General features: G+C 65.7%; 18 protein-coding genes. 6 read left to right on the forward strand and 12 right to left on the reverse strand.

The window, feature by feature from the left end; genetic code table 11:
* Positions 1 to 33 precede the first annotated feature (33 nt).
* Positions 34 to 1101 (reverse strand): potassium channel family protein, encoded by a 1068-nt coding sequence (locus RY1_RS24535; RefSeq protein WP_072806666.1) that lies wholly within the window; start codon positions 1099 to 1101, stop codon positions 34 to 36.
* A gap of 152 nt (positions 1102 to 1253) precedes the next feature.
* Here RY1_RS24535 and RY1_RS24540 point away from each other — a divergent pair, with 152 nt between their 5' ends.
* Positions 1254 to 1640, forward strand: coding sequence for a DoxX family protein (locus RY1_RS24540; protein ID WP_072806667.1), 387 nt, complete (start codon positions 1254 to 1256; stop codon positions 1638 to 1640).
* Here the strand turns inward: RY1_RS24540 and RY1_RS24545 are convergent.
* Together RY1_RS24545 and RY1_RS24550 are read right to left on the reverse strand one after the other, a co-directional pair.
* Positions 1589 to 5089, reverse strand: coding sequence for an ATP-dependent helicase (locus tag RY1_RS24545; protein WP_139279979.1), 3501 nt, complete (start codon positions 5087 to 5089; stop codon positions 1589 to 1591). The genes RY1_RS24540 and RY1_RS24545 overlap by 52 nt on opposite strands.
* Positions 5086 to 8439 (reverse strand): ATP-dependent helicase, encoded by a 3354-nt coding sequence (locus RY1_RS24550; RefSeq protein WP_072806668.1) that lies wholly within the window; start codon positions 8437 to 8439, stop codon positions 5086 to 5088. Before RY1_RS24550 ends, RY1_RS24545 begins: the two co-directional genes overlap by 4 nt.
* A gap of 78 nt (positions 8440 to 8517) precedes the next feature.
* Here RY1_RS24550 and RY1_RS24555 point away from each other — a divergent pair, with 78 nt between their 5' ends.
* Positions 8518 to 9294, forward strand: coding sequence for an alpha/beta fold hydrolase (locus RY1_RS24555; protein ID WP_084727819.1), 777 nt, complete (start codon positions 8518 to 8520; stop codon positions 9292 to 9294).
* Positions 9295 to 9600: an MGMT family protein gene (locus RY1_RS24560; RefSeq protein WP_072806669.1), complete on the forward strand. Its 306-nt coding sequence runs from the start codon at positions 9295 to 9297 to the stop codon at positions 9598 to 9600. It begins immediately after the preceding gene.
* Between the two features lie 13 nt (positions 9601 to 9613).
* On the opposite strand, the gene RY1_RS24565 is transcribed toward RY1_RS24560, so the two are convergent.
* Complete coding sequence (locus RY1_RS24565; protein WP_245819930.1) at positions 9614 to 11059, reverse strand: aminotransferase-like domain-containing protein; 1446 nt, start codon at positions 11057 to 11059, stop codon at positions 9614 to 9616.
* Between the two features lie 210 nt (positions 11060 to 11269).
* On the opposite strand from RY1_RS24565, the gene RY1_RS24570 reads away from it, so the two are divergent.
* Together RY1_RS24570 and RY1_RS24575 are read left to right on the forward strand one after the other, a co-directional pair.
* On the forward strand, positions 11270 to 11704 hold the full coding sequence (locus RY1_RS24570) for a PaaI family thioesterase (RefSeq protein ID WP_072806671.1): 435 nt from the start codon (positions 11270 to 11272) through the stop codon (positions 11702 to 11704).
* Positions 11705 to 11718: 14 nt separating this feature from the next.
* Positions 11719 to 13440 (forward strand): NTP transferase domain-containing protein, encoded by a 1722-nt coding sequence (locus tag RY1_RS24575; RefSeq protein WP_072806672.1) that lies wholly within the window; start codon positions 11719 to 11721, stop codon positions 13438 to 13440.
* Here RY1_RS24575 and RY1_RS24580 read toward each other — a convergent pair.
* From RY1_RS24580 to RY1_RS24605, 6 genes are all read right to left on the reverse strand, one after another.
* Positions 13397 to 14149: a sirohydrochlorin chelatase gene (locus RY1_RS24580; protein ID WP_072806673.1), complete on the reverse strand. Its 753-nt coding sequence runs from the start codon at positions 14147 to 14149 to the stop codon at positions 13397 to 13399. The two genes, RY1_RS24575 and RY1_RS24580, sit on opposite strands and share 44 nt — an antisense overlap.
* On the reverse strand, positions 14150 to 15370 hold the full coding sequence (locus tag RY1_RS24585) for a uroporphyrinogen-III synthase (RefSeq protein WP_072806674.1): 1221 nt from the start codon (positions 15368 to 15370) through the stop codon (positions 14150 to 14152).
* Entirely contained in the window at positions 15367 to 15759 is a 393-nt protein-coding gene (nirD, locus tag RY1_RS24590; RefSeq protein WP_072806675.1) for a nitrite reductase small subunit NirD, read from the reverse strand. Before nirD ends, RY1_RS24585 begins: the two co-directional genes overlap by 4 nt.
* Before the next feature lie 112 nt (positions 15760 to 15871).
* Positions 15872 to 18367 (reverse strand): nitrite reductase large subunit NirB, encoded by a 2496-nt coding sequence (gene nirB / locus RY1_RS24595; protein WP_072806676.1) that lies wholly within the window; start codon positions 18365 to 18367, stop codon positions 15872 to 15874.
* 92 nt (positions 18368 to 18459) lie between these two features.
* Positions 18460 to 19860 carry a nitrate/nitrite transporter gene (locus RY1_RS24600; protein ID WP_072806740.1) on the reverse strand — a complete coding sequence of 467 codons (1401 nt, stop codon included), beginning with the start codon at positions 19858 to 19860 and terminating at the stop codon, positions 18460 to 18462.
* 236 nt (positions 19861 to 20096) lie between these two features.
* Positions 20097 to 21362 (reverse strand): MFS transporter, encoded by a 1266-nt coding sequence (locus tag RY1_RS24605; protein WP_072806741.1) that lies wholly within the window; start codon positions 21360 to 21362, stop codon positions 20097 to 20099.
* 126 nt (positions 21363 to 21488) lie between these two features.
* Here RY1_RS24605 and RY1_RS24610 point away from each other — a divergent pair, with 126 nt between their 5' ends.
* Positions 21489 to 22166: a FadR/GntR family transcriptional regulator gene (locus RY1_RS24610; protein ID WP_072806677.1), complete on the forward strand. Its 678-nt coding sequence runs from the start codon at positions 21489 to 21491 to the stop codon at positions 22164 to 22166.
* Here the strand turns inward: RY1_RS24610 and RY1_RS24615 are convergent.
* Both RY1_RS24615 and moeZ read right to left on the reverse strand, forming a co-directional pair.
* Complete coding sequence (locus RY1_RS24615) at positions 22163 to 23017, reverse strand: TIGR02569 family protein (RefSeq protein ID WP_072806742.1); 855 nt, start codon at positions 23015 to 23017, stop codon at positions 22163 to 22165. The two genes, RY1_RS24610 and RY1_RS24615, sit on opposite strands and share 4 nt — an antisense overlap.
* A 113-nt stretch (positions 23018 to 23130) precedes the next feature.
* The gene (gene moeZ, locus RY1_RS24620) at positions 23131 to 24303 is read right to left on the reverse strand and encodes an adenylyltransferase/sulfurtransferase MoeZ (RefSeq protein WP_072806678.1); all 1173 of its coding nucleotides are present in this window, start codon (positions 24301 to 24303) and stop codon (positions 23131 to 23133) included.
* Between the last annotated feature and the right edge of the window lie 10 nt (positions 24304 to 24313).

Below are 24313 nucleotides of genomic sequence, written 5' to 3' on the forward strand. Positions count from 1 at the left end.
CGCGGCCGGGACCGAAGTCCGATTCTCGTGTGGTCACTCGCCGACCCGACGGATGTACAGCAGCCTGTCGGTGGCCTCGACGGCGTCGACCTCGGGAGAACCGACCCGGAAGAGTTTGCCCCCTCGAACGACACCGAGAACGATGTCGGTCAGGTGTCTGGGTGATCCCCCGACCTCGTCGCGTTCGACTTCCCGTTCGGCGATCGCAAATCCCGCTTCGGGTGTCAGAAGGTCCTCGATCATCTCCACGACGCTCGGAGTCGAAGTCGCGATGCCCAGCAACCGACCAGCGGTCTCCGAGGACACCACCACCGAATCCGCGCCCGACTGCCGCAGCAGATGAGTGTTCTCGGCCTCCCTGATCGCGGCGACGATCTTCGCCTTCGGTGCAATCTCTCGTGCGGTCAGCGTCACGAGGACCGCGGTGTCGTCGCGATTGGTCGCGACGATGATCGCTGCCGCATGCTGGGCGCCCGTGAGCCTGAGAACGTCGGACTTCGTGGCCGATCCGTGCACGGTGACCAACCCCATGTTCGACGCCGTGTCCAACACGGTCTGGTCGGTGTCCACGACGACGATCTCCGATGCCGGAACGCCGTCCCCGAGCATCGCATCGACGGCGGTGCGGCCTTTGGTTCCGAAACCTATGACCACGGTGTGATTGCGCACGCTGCGCCTCCATCGCTGAATTTTGAATGCCTGCCGCGACCGCTCGGTGAGTACCGCGAGCGTCGTCCCGACCAACAAGATGAGGAAAAAGATTCGAAGTGGAGTGATGACGAGGATGTTCACCAGACGTGCGGACGGCGCGATGGGTGTGATGTCGCCGTATCCGGTGGTCGACAGCGAGACCGTCGCGTAGTACAGCGCATCCAGGAACGACAACTCGTTGTCCTGCGCGTCGCGGTAACCGTCGCGGTCGATGTAGACGATGAGGGCGGCAAGCAACAGAGCGCCGAGTGCAACGAGGATGCGCCGGTAGATCGCCCGCCACGGGCTGCTCTGCAATTCAGGGACACGGAGCACTCCTACCAGTGCGAAGTCCGGCTTGTCCGTCAGTGTGTCGCCGTCGCTCATGCGAGCCCGCAACCTACCTGCCACTTGGCCTACCTATGTCGAGATGGTTCACGGCTGGCAGCGTAACCCCCTTCGACGATTTCTTAGCGTTCGCCGGCGATCTCGTTTCGCGGCCGAGCTGTTCGTGGCCGAACTCAGCACACCGCTTTCGCATCCTCGTGTGGCACGGTGTACCCATGACACAGCACAAGAGCCAGGGCGCAGCACTTCGTCTCGCCGTGTTGCTGGGGGGCGCAGGAGTGTTTCATTTCGTAAGGCCTGCATTCTTCGACGATCAGGTGCCGACGGCTCTGCCCGGCGCAGCACGGACCTACACGGTCGTCTCGGGCATCGCCGAGCTCGGTGTCGCCGCCACTCTGGCCATCCCTCGTACGCGCCGCCTCGGTGGTGCACTGGCCGCTGCGCTGTTCGTCGCGGTCTTCCCCGCCAACATCGACTTCGCGCGACGCGCCGTGCAGAATCCCACAACCCCGTTTGCAACAAAGGCAGCCGTTCTCGCGCGACTTCCGCTTCAGATTCCGTTGGTCACCGAGTCGCTGAAGGCACGGCGTAACGCCCCTTGATCTCCTGATTCGGTACCGAATTCGACGGCTTCGGTGCCTTCGATGAGCGCAGCGAGGGCATCGACTCCCGGCAGCGCGTCCGGTGCGACGGTGCGCCCACTGCGGACGTAGTGGAATGCTGCCCGCACCTTGTCCAGGGGAACTGGATCGGCAGAAGACGCCGACATCAGCTCGGCCCACGCAATCCGATAGGCAGCCAGCTGCATCACCACCGACTTCTCCTCCGACGCGGTCGGCTGCTTGCCGGTCTTCCAGTCGACGACCGTCCAGCCTCCGTCGGGGTCCGCGAACACGGCATCGATCCGCCCGCGCAACACCGTTCCTGCGACGGAAGTCTCGAACGGCACCTCGACTTCGATTGGGCTGCGCAGCGACCAATCGGATTCGAGAAACGCGTGCTGCAACGTCTCCAGGTCCACATCGGCCGCCGCGTCGGTGTCGGCGGATCCCGGTAGTTCGTCGAGATCGAGCAGTCTCGTGGCACCGAAGCGCCGTTCGATCCACGCATGGAACGCTGTCCCCCTGCGCGCCAGGGGGTTCGGAGGAAACGGCAGCGGTCTACGCAGCCTCGACGCGAGAGCATCTGGATCCGCAGCGAGATCGACCAACTGACTCACGGACAGATGCGCAGGCAGAGGAACATCGATGGTGGACCGCGATCTCTCGTCTCGCTCGGTGAGCAGCGCATCGACATCGGCCGCCCAGCTCTCGGGGTCGGTATCGACATCAGCGTCCTGCGTGTCGACTTCTGGTTCGACCTCGGCTTCTGGTCCGACCTCGGCCTCTGATCCGCCGTGCGCCAGCCCAGCGAGAGCCTCGACAACCGCGGATGCCCCCGATTCCACGGCATTGCGCCGAAGTCCGAGTGGATCGCGCGGCCACAGTGCCGAATGCGGCTCTGCGCTCAGTGGATTGACCGCACCGTCGTCGGGCGCAGACGCCCACTCGTGCACGACGGCCACTGGATCGGCGCCAGTGCGCGCTCGGTCGTCGACGAGCGACTTCAGCTCGTCGAGGAATTCCGAAGGCCCGCGGGGCTTGCTACTGGTCTCGTCCCAGTGATGCGCAGAGACGAGCAACACCCGTTCGGTTCGAGTGAGCGCCACGTAGAACAGACGGCGGTCTTCGGCCAGTCGCCGTCGCGCGAGCGCATCCTTGTGTCGGTCCACGGCCTCCTGGAGATCCTTGCGGTTGTAGACCTCGTCGAGGTCCAGAACGGGAACCCCTTCGGATCCCTCGCCCTCTTGTGCTCGGTCTCCACGGAGAGGGGGAGGCAGCTCGGCCATCGCACCGAGCCACGTCGAGGACGCCGTCGACGAGGGAAAGACGCCTTTCGAGACATGCGGCACTGCAACTACTTCCCATTCCAACCCCTTGGCGGAATGCACCGTGAGCACCTGAACTCGATGAGGTGCGACCTCGACCTCGCCGGGAGCCAAACCGTTCTCGACGGTCTCTGCTGCCGCGAGGAACGACAGGAATCCGGTGACGGTCGCCGTCGGGTTGTCGGCGTAGTCCGCCACCACGGCGGCGAACTCGTCGAGATGTTCGCGGCCGACCGATCCGCTGGACGAATACGACGTCCGCGCCTGCGCTTCGACGCCGATGCCCATGAGTCGTTCGATGTCGGCGGCGAGTTCGGTCAGCGGCTGACCTATGCGTCCACGCAGAATGTGCAACTCCGTCGCCAAGGCGGTGATTCGGCGATATCCGACCTCGGAGTACCTTTCGGGGCGTCCGGGATCGGAGATGGCGTCGGCAAGTCCGGCCTCCTCGGACAGCTCGCCTGGCAACGAACTCTCCAACGCTGCGTCGAGAGCTGCAGTGTCAGCGACGCTACCGGCTGTGCCGTAACCTCCTCGGATCCCGAGTTCTCGTGCTCGTTGCGACAGCGCAGCGAGATCCGCTGCGCCGATCTGCCATCTCGATCCGGTGAGTATCCGCATCGCCGCACTCCCTGCGAGCGGGTCGGCGACGAGCCTGAGCATGGCGATGACGTCGGCTATCTCGGGAATGTGCAACAGTCCCCCGAGTCCGACCACTTCGACGGGAAGTCCATGTGCGCGTAGCACTTCGGCGATCGGCTCCGCATCGGCGTTGCGACGCACCAGCACGGCAGCGGTCGGTGGTGGCCTGTTGGCGCCCAGGGCCGCGCGGTACTCGGCCGCAATGCGCTCGGCGATCCATTCGCGTTCGTCCAGAACTGTCACCGAGACCGACAACGCAACGTCACCGGGCGTTGCTCCGGGACGAGCACGCAGGGTCTGTACCGGCACGCCGGTCTGCCGGAGCGGAGCGGTCACCAGATTGGCCAGTTCGAGTGCTTCGGGCGGATTCCGCCAGCTCGTCAGCAACTCGAGTCGAGGAGCTGGATCGCCGCCGGACAACGGAAAGTCCGTTGCGAATCGTGGCAGGTTCGCGGCCGACGCGCCGCGCCATCCGTAGATGGACTGCATCGGATCACCGACTGCGGTGAGCGCAAGCGTCGGGTCGGCCCCGCCACCGAACAGCGACGACAGCAGCACGCGTTGTGCGTGGCCAGTGTCCTGATATTCGTCGAGCAGGACGAGCCGGAATCTCTCGCGCTCCGCGCGCCCCACGTCGGCGTGATCTGCAGCCACCCGTGCCGCGAGTGACATCTGACTGCCGAAATCGAGTGCACCCTCCCGGCGCAAGGTCTGAGCGAGACGTTCGACCAAGGGCAACAACGCAACCCGCTTGTGCTGGGCGTCGAGGATGTTCAGCAATTCCTTGGTCGGCCCGCCGCGCTGGCCTGGCCCAGGACCCAAGGTATGGACGAGCTTGTCCAGATCGGTGTGGGCCTCGCGTAGGTCATCGGGGTCGACGAGGTGCTCGGCCAGCTGCCCGGACAGCGCCAGTACCGCCTCGGTGATCGACGTGGGGTTCCGATCCGTGTCGAGGTCACCGTCCCAAGTGCTCACGACCCGGTGCGCAAGTTGCCACAGCTCCGTCTCGGACAGCAGCATCGCCGACGGTTCGATCGGAAGGAGCAGACCGTGCTCGGTCAGCAATCTGCCCGCGTAGGAATGGTACGTGCTGACTTCCGGTTCCCCGCTCAGAATGCGTTCGCGCAGCTGCAGACTCGGGTCGAGTGCACGCACGAGGTCGGATCCGGCCAACCGGGCGAGCCGCGCTCTGATGCGGGATGTCAGTTGCTGTGCCGCTTTCCTGGTGAAGGTCAGACCGAGAACTGCATCGGGGTCGACGAATTCGTTGGCGACCATCCACACCACTCGCGCCGCCATCGTCTCGGTCTTGCCTGCCCCCGCTCCGGCAACGACGAGGGTCGGCCCTTGCGGTGAGGCGATGACCGCGGCCTGCTCCTCGGTCGGTGGATGCTTCTGGCCGAGTGCCCGCGCCAATTCGATCGGATCTATTCGCGCGGCGCGCGGCTCGGCGCGGCGGTCGGCGGCCGTGCGGGGACTCATGTGTCGGTCACCTGCCTCCCGGTTTCGTGTGCAGGACAGCTGGATTTGACCGGGCAGTGCCTACATCCATCGTTGACGAACGCCTCGAATGTCGGCCCCTGGGTCGCCGACGCCGCCCGATGAATCGTCGCACGCCACTCCTCCAACTTTTCGGGGGTCGGCGCCTCCTGGATCCGTTGGGTTGCGCCTTCCTTGTTGTGCGGCTTCGCGACGAACACCAGGCGCGCGCCCCCTGGTTCACCCGCAGGTTCGCCGTCGATCGCACCGACGGATGCTGCCACCTGATAGGTGGCGAGTTGATTGTGGTTGCGTGCATCCTCCTTCGATGCCACCGTCTTGGCGGTCTTGACGTCGATGACGACGGGACGACCGTCTGCGTCGTGCTCCAGCCGGTCGATCCGGCCACGTAATGCCACTGAGGGCTCACCCTCCGAGCGGGACTCGAGGACCCCCGCGACCGTGACCTCGACGCCTGCCTCGGTGAGTTCGCCGCGGGTGCCGCTGAGCCACCTCTCGAACGTCTCCAGCATCGCACCGGTTCGATCGAGCTCGTGACGCGAATACCATCTCGATCCGAGATCGACGGCATCCCATGCAGTTTCGAGCGCACGTCGAACCTGATCGGGTGGCATTTTGCCTGCGACCGCTTGAACCAACGTGTGCACCAATGTCCCGGTCACAGCATGGGTGTTTGCACCGTCGTTGCCCCCGTGCCTGTCCAACATCCACCGCAGCGGACATGTCGTCAACTGCTCCACGGTCGACGGTGACAACGGAACGGGGCCGTCTGCGAGGGTCCAGAGTGCAGCGGCCGTACTGGGGCCTGCCACCCCGAACCACTCGTCGGGGTGCGCACCCCTGACGCCGGCCTTCGCCAGACGGGCGAGCTGGCGTGCAGCACGCGCTCGTTTTTCCGGATCATGTTCTGTGACAGCAGGATCGCACACTACACTGCGCAGCTCGGCGACCAGCATCGGCAGAGCCATGGTGCGCCCGGTCGACTCGTCGCCGCTGCGGTCGTCCGGAAGATCACCGTTCGCTTCGTCTTCGCCGGTCAGCTCGTCGACGAATCTGGATCGGACGAGATCGGAATCCCCGGTGCTCGAGTCGACCGCCGTGACGAGCAGTACCGACCTTGCCCGGCTGCATGCAACCAGAAACAGCCTGCGTTCCTCGGCCAACAACGGTGCCGTCTTGGACATCGTGCCGTCGATCAGTTCCCCTCCGTCGCCGATTCCCGACGCCAAATCGACCAGGACTTCGGTTCCGAGAAGACTTCCCCGCGCGCGAAGACCCGGCCACAATCCCTCCTGGACTCCGGCGACAGCCACCAGTTCCCATTCACGACCTGCTGCCGAATGAGCACTGACCATGGTGACGGCGTCCGGCTGCGCCGCGGCCCGCGCCGCACTCAGTGTCGGGATCTGCTGCTGGGCAATGTAATCGACGAACCCCGCCAGCCGAGCCTGCGGAAGCTTGTCGACGTAGGACGCGGCCGCGTCGAACAATGCGACCACGGCGTCGAGGTCTCGGTCTGCTTGCGCACCCGCCGACCCACCCCACGCCGAGGCCCCGGACCACCGCCGCTCGAGCGCCGACGCTTGCCACGCGGCCCACAACACGTCTTCGACGCCTCGCCCCCGGCGTGCCACTGCGGCAGCTTTGCGAACTACTCCCAGAACCTTGCGCAGCGGCGCCGATTCGACATCAGACAGTTGCGCCATACGAGCCCCAGCACTGGAATCGACGGTGTCAGGGGGTTCGGACGCACCGCCTGCGGTTCGTATGGCCGAACGGAGGAGCTCGGCGGAATCGCGGTCGCCGCCGGCCGCGAGTTCGATGCGCCGCACTCCGCGTCTGAGTCGACGCAGGCTCACCGGGTCCGCACCCCCGATGGGCCCGGACAGCAGCGCGAGCGCATCCTCACCGTCGAAGGTCGGATCGACTATGGCGCGCAGTACGAGCAACAGGCCGACTGCTCCGTGCTGACGGTGCAGCGGCAACTCCGATGCGGGCGCCACGATCGGTACACCTGCGGCCTGCAGTGCACGACGGATCGGCGCGATCGTACGAGGAACGGACCGGACGACGACCGCCATCTCCGACCACGGCACACCATCGACGAGGTGAGCTCTCCGCATCGACGCAGCGATCGACGCGGCTTCCTTCGCCGTCGACGACAGAACCCTGACGTCCGTGCGTGACTCTCCGTAGCGCGCATCGGCCACAGCTTCGGCACCGCGATGACGCCCGATGCCCGCAAGCCTGCCCGCGATACGCCCAGTGATCGAAGCGATCTCGGTGGTACTGCGGTAGTTGCGGTCCAGAACGACGCGACGCTCCGATCCTGGCTCGGTCAGGTCGGCGACGAACGACGGGTCCGCTCCACGAAACACGAACACCGACTGGTCGGGATCGCCTGCGATCACCGTCGATTCGGTGCCGCTGCCGATGAGCCGAACCAACTGAGCTGCCTGCGGATCCAGATGTTGAGCGTCGTCGACGACGAGATGCCTGATACGCACACGTTCGGACCGAAGCAGTTCGGGGTCGGTGGCGAACGCCATGAGGGCGCTCCCGATGAGTTCGGCGGCATCGAGACCGGGAGCGGTCGCACCCGCAGCTTCGACACCGACGGCACCTCGTAGGAGCATGGCTTGCTCGTACCGCGCCGCGAACCTGCCCACCGCCACCCATTCTGGCCGCGAATGGCGTCGGCCGAGTTTGATCAGGTCCTCGGGGCCGATCCCCCGCTCGACCGAGCGCAGCATCAGATCACGCACCGCGGTGGCGAAACCGGACATCACCAGCGCAGGCCGCAGACGCTCGGGCCACTCGGCAGCCCCGTCCTCGATGTCGCCGCGCAGCATCTCGCGCACCACGGCGTCCTGCTCGGCGCCGGTCAACAGGCGCGGCGGCGGGTTTCCGTACGCGGCGGCCTGCAGCCGTAGGACGGCGAACGCATAGGAATGCACCGTCCTCACCAGTGGTTCACGTGTGGCACGCAGTGCTTCGTCACCCGCGAACAGTCCGGCGGTGATCTGCTCGCGTAGGCCTGTTGCGGCGCGCTTGGACTGTGTGAGTACCAACACCGACTCCGGGTCACCCGCGGTGATGCGCGAGACCGCATAGTCGGCGATGAGAGCCGTCTTCCCCGTCCCTGGTCCACCGAGGACCTGCCACGGATTCCACGACGACGCACCTTCTGCGGCTGCGCTGACTGCGTCGGCGTCGTTGGCCAGCAACCGTGCGGCCGATCCGGCCCAGGACCGGCGAGGTGCGGCGATCCTCGGTCCTCGAACGAGCGTGCTGACCGAGCCGTGCTCGGTGAGTTGCCTGCCGCTGTCCATGGGTGAAATTTGATCACGCCCCACCGACATACTTCACCGACGGTGCGGCACACCCTCGACATGCGGCATAGTGAGGCGGTGCCACAGTTGAACTTTCACACCTACGGACCCGTCGACGGCCCCGAGATTCTCGCCCTTCACGGCATGACCGGTCATGGGGCGCGCTGGCGCGACCTCGCAGACAATCATCTCGCCGAGGCGAGGATCATCGCGCCGGATCTCATCGGCCACGGACGCTCACCGTGGACACCGCCGTGGGACATCGCGGCCCAGGTCGACGCTCTGCGCTCCCTGCTGCAGGACCATGCACGGGGGCCGGTACTCGTCCTCGGACACTCGTACGGCGGCGCGCTCGCGATGCACCTCGCAGCTGCCCACCCCGAGCTGGTTCGAGCTCTCGTGCTGCTCGACCCGGCGATCGAACTCGATCCGAGTGATCTGCTCGAGGTCGCCGAGCTGACGGCGAAGTATCCCGACTACACCGATGCCGACGAGGCGAAGTCGGAGAAGATCAACGGCGCGTGGGCCGACGTCCCCGCTGAGCTGCTCGAGCGCGAGGTCGAGGATCATCTGGAGCCGGCCGAGAACGGGCGCGTCGCATGGCGTCTGTCGACAGCTGCCATCGTGGCGTCCTGGGGTGAGCTCGCGCGGCCGCTCGTCGTACCACCTGCAGGCACGGCGACCGTCGTCGTTCAGGCCACGCGAGTTCAACCCCCGTATGTCAGCGACCGGTTCAAGAAGGCACTCGAAGACGGTCTCGGAGATGCGCTGAAGATCGTCGAGCTCGACTGCAACCACATGGTGGCCCAGGCCAAGCCCGCCGAGGTGGCATCGTTGGTGCGCGAGCTGTTGTAGATGGCGTCGATCACCGAGGAGCAGGTCGAGAAGGTGCGTGGGCTCGTCGCGTCCATCCCGAGGGGGCAGGTCTCGACGTACGGCGACATCGCAGCCGCGGCGAACCTGTCGAGCCCTCGCATCGTCGGATGGATCATGCGTACCGATTCGGCCGACCTGCCGTGGCATCGGGTGCTGTCGGCGAGCGGTAAGCCCGCGGCCCACCTCGCCACTCGGCAGCTGGAGAAACTGGCGGCGGAAGGTGTGACCGTGCGCGACGGCCGGGTCAATCTGAAGTCGATCCGATACGTCTTCGCGCCCTGCTGAACCAGGCGCCCTGCTAGACCACGAGCTCGGCCGGTTCCACCGGATGGCCCCGGCCCGCATCACCCGAAACGGTGCCAGCGAGGACCGACACTGCGGCGATTATCTCGCCCGACGGCTTGGTGAACGGAATCCGCAGACGGTCGTCGAACGCGTAGCCCGTGCCGAACCTGGTCCCAGCGGCGAGGAGCAGATCGCGGGCGGCGGCGCGCCGGACGACGTCGTTGGAGGACAGACCGTCGGGCAGTGCGCACCACAGGGACAGGCCGCCGTCGGGAATGCGGAACTGCCAGCTCGGCAGCTCGGCCGCCATGTGCGACGCGAGTAGGTCCCGCTGGCCTCTCAACCACGTGCGCCTGGCGGCGAGAACGTCCTCGAACACACCGAGCAGACGCACTGCGGTCGCCTGTTCCACGATCGAGACCGACAGCTGTCGCCGCGCGTACGTCCTGGCCATGCGCGCAATCAGTTCCGGATCGGACCGAACCCATCCGACTCGAAGGCCGCCCCACACTGTCTTGCTCAACGATCCGATGGAGATGGTCGCCGCGCCGGGCACGGGCGCGCCGTACGGTTCTTCCGGTCCTCCGTCCAACACGAGATCGGCGGCTACCTCGTCGGCGATGGTCAGTACGCCGTGACGGGCGAGGGTGGCAGCCAAACGGCGCCTGCCGTTGCCACTCAGCCTGGCTCCCGACGGGTTGGAGAAATCCGGCATGAGATACGCCAGCGTCGGCGCATTCTGACGCGCGGCCCGATCCGCATCTTCGATGAATCTGTCCGGGTCCGCTGCGTCGATCGGCACCGGTACGGCATGCGCACCAGCACTTTCCAACGCTTCGACGGCTCCTGGATACGTCGGATGCTCGATGAGAACTCGATTGCCGGGCCGTGCGAACGTCTCGAACACGAGGTGCGCAGCGTCCCCTGCCCCCGACGTCACGACGATCTGGTCGGCCGTGGTGGGCAATCCGCGGCGTGAGTATCGGTCCGCGATCGCGGACCGAAGCTCGATCGTTCCGGACGGTGCGTATCCATGACCTGTCGTCCTCAGATTGGCGACCGCATCTGCGTAGGCGCCTGCCAGGAACGGCGACGCCTCGGGTGCCGCGTTGACGAAGTCGAGGACCGGTCCGCCGTCGAGGCGCATCATCGTGCCCCACGACGTTTCCTCGGATGGCGTCGCGACGAACGTGCCTGCGCCGTGCACCGCCTCCGCCCACCCGCTTTCACGGAGTTCGCGGTATGCCGACGTGACCGTCACGCGACTGACACCGAGCGCGATCGACAGCGCTCGCTCGGGCGGCAGTCTCTTGCCCGCGCCGACGGCGCCGTCGGCGATGATGCGACGAAGACCGCCCGCAAGCGACCGATAGAGAGGCTGTCCGTCGCCGCCGACCGGGCCGATGATCTCGGCGAGTGCCGGGGCGTCGATGCCGGAGCCGTCCATATCGAAAACCATCAGGCCATTTTGACACAGAGGACTGCACATAGCTGGGCAATTGCAGTCCACTATCGACCTCATGATCATTACAGGACTGCTTTCCGCGGTAGCTTTGGCATCATTGGCCTGGCTCCCGATCACGATCAGGCGCGGCGGCCGCAGCGGATTCGACGGCCCACCTCGCAGCCGTCGAGCACCGGACTGACCGCACCAACTAACCTCGTCGGTATGAACCTCGGACAGTTCGATCCTCGGCCGACCGCGAAGTACGCCCTGTCCGAGGCGAGCGCGTTCGTCGCCGGTGCGGGCCTGGTCATCGACGGCGTGTCCGGCACGCGGGTGACCGGTCACATCGAGTTGTCCGACGCGCACTTCACCCCCTGGGGCGTCGTTCACGGAGGCGTGTACACCACAGCTGTCGAGTCCGCTGCCAGCATCGGCGCGAGCGAGGCGGTGAAGGATCGAGGCGAGTTCGCCGTCGGCGTTCACAACGGCACCGACTTCCTGCGCGCCAGCAAGGGTGGCCGGGTCGATGTCGTCGCAGAACCGTTGCAGCAGGGCCGCATCCAACAACTCTGGCTGGTGACCATCTCCGCGAGCGACAGCGGCAAGATCATCGCGCGCGGTCAGGTTCGGCTGCAGAACGTGCCACTTCCGACGTGAGCGAAAGCCCCGGCATGGATTTCGATGCCGTCGTTCTCGCCGGCGGATCGGCGAGACGGATGGGCGGGATCGACAAGCCCGGCCTGTCCGTCGGCGGGACGACCCTCGTGCAGCGCGCCGTCGACGCAGTCGCGGCTGCACGCAGCATCGTGGTGGTCGGGCCGGATCGAGACCTCGGACCGAACGTACTGCAAACGCGCGAGTCCCCCGCCGGATCGGGGCCCGTCGCGGCGATCGCTGCAGGGCTGAACGCGCTTGCGCCGCCGCACGCCGATGTCGTCGTCGTGCTCGCTGCCGATCTCCCGTTCGTGAGCTCGGGCGCCATCGACCTCCTGCTGGCCGCACGCGGGATCGCACCTGTCGTCTTCGCCTCGGACAGCCACGGCAGAAGTCAGCATCTGTTCGCGGCCTGGGGTCGGGAGACTCTGGTGAGCGCGATCGCTGCTCTCGGCGCGGCGGAAGGTCGATCGGTACGGTCACTGGTTCCTACAGAGAGCACTGTTGTCGCGATGACCGACGTCGACGACTGCGATACCCCCGACGACCTTCGCCGCGCCCGCGAACGTGCTGCCCTCGGCGCGACGGGAATCGACTTCGCCCGGTCCGCAATCCGAGAGCGTGTGGCACCCATCGCCGTTCGACACGTAGCACCGATCGGGAGCGAGGGCGCCGTGCTCGCCGAGCCCGTGATCGCCGCTGCGCCGCTCCCCCACGTCGACACCTCCGCCATGGACGGTTACGCCATCTGCGGAGACGAACCGTGGACACTCCGCGACGATGTCGCCTACGCAGGCACGTCGGGGCTGCTCGATCTTCTGCCGGGCGACGCGGTGCGCATTGCGACGGGGGCGCGGATCCCCTCCGGCGCTTCGTCCGTCGTGCGTGACGAGCACATCCACCGAGGTGACGACGGACTGCTTCGGCGTCGACCCGCTGCTCCTGTGCGAGACGATTCACGTCGCAGCGGTGAGGACTGGGAGACCGGAACCGAGCTCGTGACCGCGGGCACGCATATCTCCGCCGCCGTCGTGTCGGTCGCGTTGAGCGCCGAGGTGCGCGAACTTGCGGTGCGTGGCCCCGTGCGGGCGCGAACAGTGTCCAGTGGCAACGAGATTCGAGTGTCCGGCCAGCTGGAAGCCGGGCAGACACGTGACAGCATCGGGCCCATACTGTCTCGGTATCTTCGTTCCTGCGGCATCACCGAAACCGACTCGGTCCACCTGGCGGACACCTCGACGGCATTCGACGAACTACTTGCCGCCTCGACCGATGTCGATCTCGTGATCGTCGTCGGTGCGACGGGCGCAGGTGCAGCCGACCAACTTCGAGCGGCCCTTTCTCGCGCGGGTGCCGACACCCTCGTCGATCGTGTTCCGATCCGGCCCGGTGGTTCTCAGATCACCGCGGTGTTGCCCAGCGGCGTCGTGGTGATCGGGCTACCGGGAAACCCGTTGGCCGCCGTGAGCACGCTGCTACTGATCGCTCCCGCCGTGGTGGATGCTCTCACGCAGCGAACGCCCGTCGCCCCGTGGCTCGGCCGATTGACGAATGCAGCGGACGTCGAATCCGACACGGCGCGCATCATCCCGGTCGTGCGAGACGGCGCAGGTTGGCGCGCGGACACAGCGGTGCGGACCGCACATCTGCTTCACCTCGTCGGTCATGACGCATTGGCGGTCGTACCGCCGCACCTCAGTTCCGATGCGCTGGTGGAGCTACTTCCCCTGACACGGTGAGCCTGTCGGCCGACGCGGTGAGCATGGCCGCACCCGCACGGAATCGTTCGACGACGAGGTCGACGATCCCCCGATGCAGTCCGAGCGGGTCTGCGACCCCGTCGCTTCCCGCATCCGCGAGTCTGCTGTGAAAGAGCCCGCGCGCCAACAGATACGACGCCACGAACACCCTCGAATGGCCAGCGCGTCGCAGATCTGCGACGGCGTTCGGGACCGACGGTTGCGCAGTCGCGACATATGCGATCCGAACCGGGACCTGCGCGAGGTCCGCCAACATCGCAGCAGCGCGCCGATGTTCGAGCAACGCCCGCGGATCGGACGAACCCGCCGCCGCGAAGACGATGGCGTCGCCCGACTTCCACCCCGCTGCACTCAGACGTTCCAGCATGACCTTCGCGAACACGGGGTCGGGTCCGAGCGCCCTGGTGACATGAACGCACGTGTGTCCGCTCTCGGCGATCTCGCGGGGAACATCGGTGTGCACGTGGTATCCCGATGCGAGAAACGCGGGCACGACGACGGCAGGACCGTCGAGTACCCGGAGAATCTCGGACGGAGACGGACCGAGCACATCCACGAACGCCACTCGCGTCGTACCGACCTCGCGGCCGACAGCCTCGGCCAATTCGGCGATCATCTCGACGCCTCTGGGATTACGGGTTCCGTGAGCGACCAGCACGAGGGCCGGATCGCCCGAATGAATCTTCATCTAGTACTTGCTCCCTTCGGAGGATCGGGCAGTGTGCCCGGACTGCGTCGACGTCGGCGCATCACTGTCGCAGTCGACGTCCTCGTCGGTCGGATCGAGCGCCAAGCGATATCCGCGTTTGACGACGGTCTGGATGGTCTTCGGTGCACCGAGGGAGGATCTGAGCCGGGTCATCGCCGTCTCCACTGCGTGCGTGTCGTCGCCACCTCCCGGCAGAGAGGCAAGAAGGTCGTCGCGTGAGACCACGCGTCCAGGCCTGGCTGCGAGGGTCTTGATCAGTGCCATGCCAGCGGGCGACACCGGGCGGACCACCCCGTCGACGACGACGCACTTGCCCCGCACGCTGATCGAGTGACCGCCTGCCCTCATCGGTTTCGCTCGACGAGGAAGTTCCTCGGCGATATGTCTGGCGAGCGCACCGAGCCGGGCGCGGGCCGGCTGGGTCGTGGACACCTTCAGCTGTTCCAGTGGCGCCGCGGTGACCGGTCCGACGCACACGGGCAGGACCCGCGAACGAAGGGATTGCAGCAGTGGTTCCAGAACTCCGTTCTCGTCCGCTCGCATCAGCAAGGACGCAACGGCCGGAGCGCTCGTGAAGCTGATCGCGTCGAGGTCCCCGACGATCACCGCTTCGATCATGCGATCCATCGGTGCGCCGTCGTCCGGCGCCGTCCACCGGTACACGGGCACAGGAACCACCTCGGCCCCGGCATGACGCAAGACCTCACAGAAATCGGGAACCGGCTCCCATTCGGTTGTGGCGCCGTGCAATTGGACGGCGATGCGCTTGCCTTCGACTCCCTCGGCGAGTAGGTGTTCGAGGACCTCCGCCGAGGATTCCGATGCCGGTGACCATTCTTCGCGTAGGTCTGCAGCCCGGATGGCACCTTTCGCCTTCGGGCCGCGGGCGAGCAGCCTCGACGACGCGAGAGCACGCCCGAGGCATTCCGCCTGTCCCCATCCCTCTGCTGCTTCCATCCATCCGCGGAACCCGATACCTGTCGTGGCGACGGTGATCTCCGGTGGTGTCTCGATGATGGCTCCGGTGACGCGTTCGAGCTCGGCGTCGTCGGCGAGCGGGATGATGCGTATTGCAGGCGCATGCATCACCGTTGCGCCTCGGCGCAGCAGTAACGTGGCGAATTCCTCGGCGCGGCGTGACGCTGTTATCCCGACAGCAAATCCTGCCAGAGGCTCTCCGGCCTCGGCGGCTTCGCTCATGTCGTTACGCCACGCACGAAGATCACACCGTCGACGACCTTGGTCTCGTACGACCCGAGCACAGCGGTGTCGTCGTCGAGGCAGCGCCCGTCGATGAGTGAGAACACCTGCTTGAGCAGTGGCGAGGCGACGGTGGGCTCGCCTGCCCGGTCGCCGACCAACCCCCTCGACATCACCGCGGCGCGCCCGAACGGGTCGATGTTCCCGACCGCGTGAAGCCCGCCGTCCGGAAGCGCGAACAGCGCCGCCTGTGCGCCTCCGCGCAGGAGCACGGCGACACCTCGCCCGGGGACCAGAGAATCGACGGTGCAGGCCGCAGTCCACTCACGGGCCGTATTCGTGGCCGTCGGTTGTGCGGTGGTGCTGGTACGAGTATCGATGACAGTCATCTTCAGGACCTCCTGGTGCTATTGCACGTTGCCGATGTTTCTTCGTCGTTAAGTAGCGATTACCCGGATGTGCACATGCGATCAGTTCACGCGTCAGCGGGATGTCAGGCCCTCAGGCCCCGAAGCGGGGCATGCCCATCAGGACCGGCACCTTGCGCTCGCCGCTCTCGTCGAATGCGATGGTGGGGTCTGCTTCCTCCGGTGCATTGACGAAGGAAACGAAACGACCGAGCTTCTCCTCGTCCTCCAGCACCCCTGCCCACTCGTCCTTGTAGCCCGCGACGTGGCGCCCCATATCGGCTTCGAGTTCGGCTCCGATTCCGAGGCTGTCCTCGCATACGACCGCCTTGAGGTGATCGAGGCCACCGTCGAGAGACTCGAGCCACGGCGCCGTGCGCTGGAGTCGGTCGGCGGTTCGCACGTAGAACATCAGGTAGCGGTCGATGTAGCTGACAAGTGTCGCGTCGTCGAGGTTCGACGCCAGCAATTGCGCATGCTTGGGCGACTGGCCACCGTTTCCACCGACGTACAGATTCCATCCGCCCTCGGTGGCGATGACACCGACATCCTTGCCGCGTGCTTCGGCGCACTCACGGGCGCATCCGGAGACACCGAACTTGATCTTGTGCGGCGACCGAAGTCCCCGGTACCGGTTTTCCAGGTCGACGGCCATTCCGACCGAATCCTGAACCCCGTAGCGGCACCAACTCGAACCGACGCAGCTCTTGACCGTACGGAGCGACTTCCCGTATGCCTGACCGGATTCCATCCCAGCATCGACCAAACGCTTCCAGATGGCGGGGAGCTGTTCGACGCGAGCACCGAACAGATCGATGCGCTGGCCACCGGTGACCTTGGTGTACAGACCGAAGTCACGCGCGACCTCGCCGATGACGATGAGTTGCTCCGCGGTGCATTCGCCGCCAGGCATGCGCGGCACGACGGAGTAGGTGCCGTTCTTCTGGATGTTGGCGAGGAAGTGGTCGTTGGTGTCCTGCAGCGACGCCTGCTCACCGTCGAGGATGTGATCCGACGACGTCGAGGCCAGAATGGACGCCACGACGGGCTTGCAGATGTCGCAGCCACTCCCCTTGCCGTACTTGGCGATCAGCGACGAGAACGTCCGCGTGTTCGTCGCGCGGACGATCTCGAACAGCTCGGCGCGCGACTGAGAGAAGTGCTCGCACAACGACTTCGACAGCACCACTCCCGACGAGGCGAGGAGGGCCTTGATGGACGGCAGGCAGCCGCCACACGTCGTGCCCGCTGTCGTGCAACTCTTCACGGCGGCAACATCGCACGCACCGTCGGCGATCGCGCCGCAAATTGCACCTTTGGTGACTCCGTTGCACGAGCAGATCTCGGCGTCGTCGGGCAGCGCCCCGATACCGACCTGCTCGGCGGCAGGCGAGATCAGTGCGCCGGGATCTCCTGGCAGCTCACGCCCGACGAGCGGACGAAGCAGCGAGTACGCGGTCGCGTCACCGACGAGGATGCCTCCCAACAGTGTTTTGGCGTCGTCGGATACCACGAGCTTGGCGTACGTGCCCTTGGGTGCGTCGCTGAACACTACTTCGAGAGCGCCTGGGGTCGCGGCCATGGCATCGCCGAAACTGGCGACATCGACGCCCATCAACTTGAGTTTGGTGGACATGTCGGCCCCGGGGAACTCGGCCGAACCGCCGAGCAACCGGTCCGCCACGACCTCCGCCGTCGAGTAACCAGGGGCGACGAGACCGTAGCACCGACCTTCGACGGCAGCGCACTCACCGATGGCGAAGATATCGGGATCCTCGGTGCGGCAGCCGATGTCGACGATGATTCCGCCGCGTTCACCGACCTCGAGGCCGCATTCACGTGCCAGTCGGTCCTGCGGCCGGACGCCCGCCGAGAACACGAGCAGTGCAGCATCGATGACCGAGCCGTCGGACAACTCGACCGAGAGCCCGGCGCCGTCGTTCTCGGTGATCGACGAAGTTCCCACTCCGGTGTGCACGTGTAGACCGAGATCGGTGACCAGACGAGCGAGGAGCGCGCCGCCGCCCTCGTCGACCTGCAGAGGCATGAGCCGCGGCGCGAATTCCACGACGTGCGGCGTCATACCCATCTTCTTCAGTGCGTTCGCGGCCTCCAAGCCGAGCAGCCCACCTCCGACCACGACGCCCACAGCACCGGGCCCTGCCTGGTCCGCACGAGCCCGGATCTTGTCCAGGTCGTCGAGCGTGCGATACACGAAGCATTCCGGCAGATCGTGCCCCGTGATGGGTGGCACGAACGGGTATGACCCCGTCGCGAAGACGAGTGCGTCGTAGTCGACGATGTCCCCGACCGACGTCGTCACGGTTCTCGACGCGCGATCGACGCTGTCGGCGCGCACGCCGATCCGCATGTCGACGGCGGCGTCACCGGGATAGTCGTTGCCTGCCAACGCGAGTTCCTTGTGGTCCCAGGCACCGACATAGGAGGAGAGCCCCACGCGATCGTACGCGGGCAATGCCTCCTCGCACAGGACCGTGATCTTCCAGTCGGCCGACTCGTCACGGGCACGCAGCGCCTCGACGAACCTGTGACCGACCATGCCGTGCCCTACAACCACCGCGTTCTTCATAGCGGGACCTTTCCGAAATGCATTGCTGAACAGTATGTTTCAAGTATCTATAGCCGAGAGGTGACGTCGGAGAAACGGTGCCGCAGGGGTGATCACACCGCGACGGAGACCGCGCTGCTCTCGTCCGCAACCACACGCGGCTTGCGGAGGTACACCGCCCAGGTGACGACTGCGCACACGACGTAGAAGCACAGGAAGACCCAGAAGGCCGTGGTGGCCGACTTCGCGGTTCCCGAGTACGACGCACGGAGCACCAGGTTGATACCGACACCGCCGAGAGCTCCTACCGCACCGGCAATTCCGATCAACGCGCCCGACATCCTGCGTGACCAGTGCTGTTGGTCCTCGGTGGACATGCCCTTCAGTTCGATCGACTTGGCCGCGAAAATCGCGGGGATCATCTTGTAGACCGATCCGTTGCCCAGTCCCGAGAGCAGGAACAAGAGAATGAATCCGACGACGAACAGTGTCATCATCACACCGCTCGCAGCGCCTGCGGTGTTGTCGTCCCACGTGCTCGCCGCGACGAGAATGCCGGTGGAGAACACCATGGCGACGAAGGTGTACATCGTGATCTTGCCGCCACCGATCCTGTCGGAAATCTTGCCACCGAACGGCCGCGAGAGTGAGCCGAGCAGTGGTCCGAGGAACGCGATCTGGGCCGCGTGGAGTGACGCCTGGGCCTGCTGAGCGGCCGTCGCCGGTGCACCATCGGTGAGTCCCGCGAGAAAGTTGATCTGCAGTACCTGACCGAAGGCGAAGCTGAATCCGATGAACGAACCGAAGGTTCCGATGTACAGAAACGCGATCCACCAGGAATCCGAGAACTTCAGCACGTCGATCATCGATCGGCCGTTCGTCTTCTGATTGTCGAGATTGTCCATGTACAGCGCTGCACCGACCGCAGCGACCGCGATGAAGACTAGGTAGACGGCACAGACGATCTCTGGTGCTGTGTTACCGACCGTCGCGATGACCAGCAGCCCGATGAGCTGAATCACCGGAACACCGATGTTGCCTCCGCCGGCGTTGAGGCCAAGCGCCCAACCCTTTTCGCGCTGAGGGAAGAAGGCGTTGATGTTGGTCATCGACGACGCGAAGTTTCCGCCGCCGACGCCCGCGAACGCAGCGACGACGATGTAGGTCGTGTACGACGCGGGGTTGAGCATGAAGTACATCGTCAACACCGTCGGCACCAGCAACACGAGCGCGCTGAAGATGGTCCAGTTGCGGCCACCGAACTTGGCCGTCGCGAACGTGTACGGAATGCGAAGTATCGCCCCGACCAGGGTCGGGACCGCGACGAGGAAGAACTTGCCCGCAGCGTCGATGCCGTAGACGGACACCGGCATGAACAGCACCATCACGGACCAGATCGACCAGATGGAAAAGCCGACGTGCTCGGCAACGACCGACCAGATCAGGTTTCGCTTGGCGATGGCCTTTCCGCCCGCCTCCCAGGCTGCAACGTCCTCCGAATTCCAGTTGCTGATGTGATGGTTCTTCGAGACGGGAACAGTTCCTGGCTCTACCGCACCGGTTTCGGGCGCGGTAGAGGCTGATGGAGCCTCGGGGGTGCTGGTCACGTTGGCCTCCTGATCGGGTGAGTGACCCAAAGATAGGAAAGCCATGTTGCAGCGGCGCTGCCCGCGGTGACTTGACGATTAACTTGGTCTCACCTCGGCCGAACGGACGAAGTGAGGGCACCGGTGCCGTCAGCCCCGGGCGGTCACCAGGTGTCCTCGAGCATGCGCGGCCTGCAGCACAGGTAACCGGCCACGAGAAGCACTGCGACACAACCGGTGAGGAACGCGATCGGGACGCCCCACCCACCGGACAACGTGTGCAGCAGACCGAAGGACAGTGGACCGGTCGCGGACACGACGTAACCGAGCCCCTGGGTGAAGCCCGACAGGCCGGACGACCCAGCCGGAGTGCGAGTACGAAGGTTGATCAGTGTCAGCGACATCGGGAAGGTCATGGTGCCGAGACCGATCGAACAGACCCAGACGACGGTACCGCCGGTCGGTGAGAAATGCAGGCCGGCGAACCCGACGAGGTAGCAGACTGCTGCTGCGAGAACCAAACCGTACGGGTTACGAACCCGGGCGCACAGTGAGGGTGCGACGAGCGAAGAAATGAGCCCCATCGCGCCGAAGGCGGCGACGGACGCCCCCGCAGGCGCTTCACCGATTCCCGCATCGATGAGGATCGTCGGAAGCCAGGTGAGCATCGCGTACGTGATGAGCGACGTCATCGCGAACATCCCGACCATCCCCCACGCGAGGGACGAACGCCAGATGCGGCCGGTGGGCTCCTCGCGGCCCAGCACCGAACCCTCCTCACCCGTCACGTCCTGTGCATCGCCCGAGTGCGGTGCGTCACTTCGACGCTTGGCGAGTACGACACCGAGCCACGGCACGGCAGCGGCCAATCCGACGACGGCCCACACGCCGATCGAGATTCGCCAACCGTGCGCCTCTGCGACCGGCACCGCGAGAAGCGGCGGGACCATCGTGCTGATCTGCAGAGCGCAGATGTACAGCGTGCTGACGACGGCGAGTCGGTCGGAGAAGTATCGCTTGACCAGCGGCGGGATGACGACGTTCCCGATGCCCATTCCGGCAAGTGCGACAGCCGACAGTGCGAGCAGCGACCCCGTGGTCGGCGCGAACGCGCGCGCGGCCATTCCGGCAGTGGTCAGCGCCATCGCGGCCAGGGCAGCACGCTCGAGACCGATCCGCTTCGCGATGACCGGCGTCAGCAGTCCGAAGACGGCGAACATCGCCGGGGGCAGCATTCCTACCACTCCGACCACGGTGGATCCGAAGTGCAGGTCGTCGCCGATCCGGCCGAACAGCGGACTGATCGAGGTGACGGCCGCCCTCAGCGTGAGAGCGGACAGAATGACGGCCGCGAAGACGAGGAGGCGACCGCGAAGAATGTGGGATGCAGCGATGCGGTCGTCGGTATCGGTGGCGGCGCTGGTACTCACGGGGTGAATCATAGGATGACCGGATCACCGGAGGCAAAGCGTTAAAGTTGCATCGACCGCTAGTACTACCCAGAACCACGTACGACCCAGAAAAGACGTACTGCCCAAGACACAGGAGAGCCCCACGTGCAGCAAGTACGACGCTCGAGCCTGATATCGCAGGTGACGGCACAACTGCGTGACGAGATCGTCTCCGCGCGGTGGCCCGTCGGATTCCGAATCCCGAACGAGGCCGAACTCTGCGAGATGACCGGCACCGGACGAAACACCGTCCGCGAGGCCGTACAGGCGCTCGTACACGCCGGAATGGTGGAACGACGACAAGGCTCGGGAACGTTCGTGATGGCGTCGTCCGATCTCGGCGGGACACTCGGCAAGTACTTCGCCGACGCACAGGACCGAGATGTCACCGAGCTCCGCCGCGCCCTGGAGGTCACGGCCGCGATGCTGGCCGCACAGCGGCGCGATGTCGAGGACGTGCGGATACTCAGACAGGCGCTCGCCGACCGAAACGCATCGTGGGCATCCGACACCACCGACGAAGCCGTCGTGGTCGACGCGCAATTCCACCGAGCGATCGTCGCTGCCAGCCACAACGCCATATATCTGGAGTTCTACGACTCCCTGTTACCGGTGATACAGCAGACGATGCACCATCACGTCGTCGAGCACGGGAACGATTACGACGACGAACACACCGCTCTGGTCGACGCGATCGCCGACGGTGACGCCGACCGCGCAGGCGAGGCCGCGCGCGTGTTCTTCCACGAGCTCGGCACACCCGACCGAACCGCTCGAACCTAGAGCAGGAGCCGAACCAGATCCGCGGTTCGTGCCAGACCGGGGAATGCTTCGGGAGTCGATCGCGGATGCAGCGCATGCACGGCGAAGCGGAAGATCAACGCACGCAGCAACATCTGCGGCCACTCCGGCATGTCCTCCCAGCGACCCACGAGCGCGTCGTCGGCACCACCCCACGAGATCGCGTCGACGACGGCCACTGCTGCCGCCCACGACGCGGGTCGCCAGTACGGCGTGATGTCGGTGATGCCCGGCGCCTCGCTGCCCTCGAACAGCACGGTGCCGAACAGGTCTCCGTGCACCAACTGATCCGGCGACGACGCTGGTTTGCGCAGGCTGGCGAGTTGTTTGATCAGCTCCAGGCTCTGCTTGCCGTCGTCGGACACCACCTCCGGTGCCCCTGCGCCGCGCGCTGCCCGCAGAGGTACCGCCTCCCATGCCGCACGATCGGCCACGACGAAGACATCCACATCGGCCCACGGAGCAACGGGGAGCTGCGCTAGAAACCGTGGGCGCTCCAACTGCGACGTTGCTGCGTGCAGTCGGACGGACAACGAGACGACCTCGTCGTGTCGCGGCTCGGGCGAGCCTTCGATGAACGTGTCCGCGCGCCAACTGCTCACCACGTAGCGGCCGTCGGTCGATCGAACGGGACGAGCAAGACGCATACCGTCGACGACGAGATTCTCGCGCACCTTCGCCGACCACGCGGCCCGAGCATGATCGGCGACCGGGGACAGTACGACGTCGCCGAGCCGCCAACCTCCGTCCCAATCCGCTCCGAGTGGCGTGGGAGGCACATCTCGCAGCCCGAACGTGGAGATCACGTGTTGAGGGGGTTCCACTGAGCTCACGATTCTCACGCTACCGCCGACCGACCGCACCCGTCCGCAGGCGCGCGAGGCTCACCGGCAGCGATGAGCAACGCCACCCCGTGCACAGCATCCAGCCACCCCGTGCGCAGCTTCTAGTACTGGGGCAGGCTCGGATCGATCTGCTTCGCCCAGGCGAGGATGCCGCCCTGCAGGTGCACAGCGTCGGTGAAGCCCGCTCTCTTCAGCACCGACAGTGCTTCCGCCGATCTGATACCGGTCTTGCAGTACAGCGCGATCCGGGAGTTCTGAGGCAACTCGGCGAGTGCATCCCCCGAGACGATGCGCCCCTTCGGTACGAGGGTCGCGCCCGCTATCCGCACGATGTCCCATTCCACCGGTTCACGGACATCGATCAACGCGACATCCGAGCTCTTCATCATCGCGGCGAGTTCGGCTGGAGTGACGGCCGAACCATCCGCGGCGTCCGCTACATCGTCCGACACGACTCCGCAGAACGCCTCGTAGTCGATCAGTTCGGTGATCGGCGTCCGGTCGGGGTCGCGCTGCACCCGAAGGGTCCGGTAGTTCATCGCCAACGCGTCGTACACCATCAACCGACCGAGCAGACTCTCTCCGATGCCGGTGATCAGCTTGATCGCTTCGGTGACCATGACCGATCCGATCGACGCGCAGAGCACTCCCAGAACGCCGCCCTCGGCACAGGAGGGAACCATCCCCGGCGGCGGAGCCTCGGGGTAGAGGTCGCGGTAGTTGAGTCCGACGCCACCGGGCGCGTTCTCCCAGAAGACGGACACCTGGCCCTCGAACCGGTAGATCGAGCCCCACACGTACGGCTTGCCCGCGAGAACCGCAGCATCGTTGACCAGATATCGGGTGGCGAAATTGTCCGTTCCATCGAGGATCAGGTCGTACTGCTCGAACAGCGAGACCGCATTCGAGGAATCCAGCCGGAACTCGTGAAGGCGAACCTCGACACCGTCGTTGATCTCGTGGATCGACTCCCGAGCGCTCTGTGCCTTGGATCGGCCGACGTCGGATATCCCGTGGATGATCTGACGCTGCAGGTTGGACGTCTCGACCTGGTCGTCCTCGACGATTCCCAGTGTGCCGACGCCTGCGGCGGCGAGATAGAGCAGCGCGGGTGACCCTAGCCCGCCTGCGCCGACCACCAGAACCCGCGCGTTGCGCAGGCGACGCTGACCGTCGGTTCCGACGTCGGGAATGATCAGATGCCTGCTGTATCGCGCGACGTCGTCGAACGACAGCTCTCCTGACGGCTCTACCAGCGGGGGCAGCTGGGGCATGATTTCTTCG

Origin of the sequence: Rhodococcus yunnanensis NBRC 103083, assembly GCF_001895005.1 — a bacterium.
Classification (GTDB): Bacteria; Actinomycetota; Actinomycetes; order Mycobacteriales; family Mycobacteriaceae; genus Rhodococcoides; species Rhodococcoides yunnanense.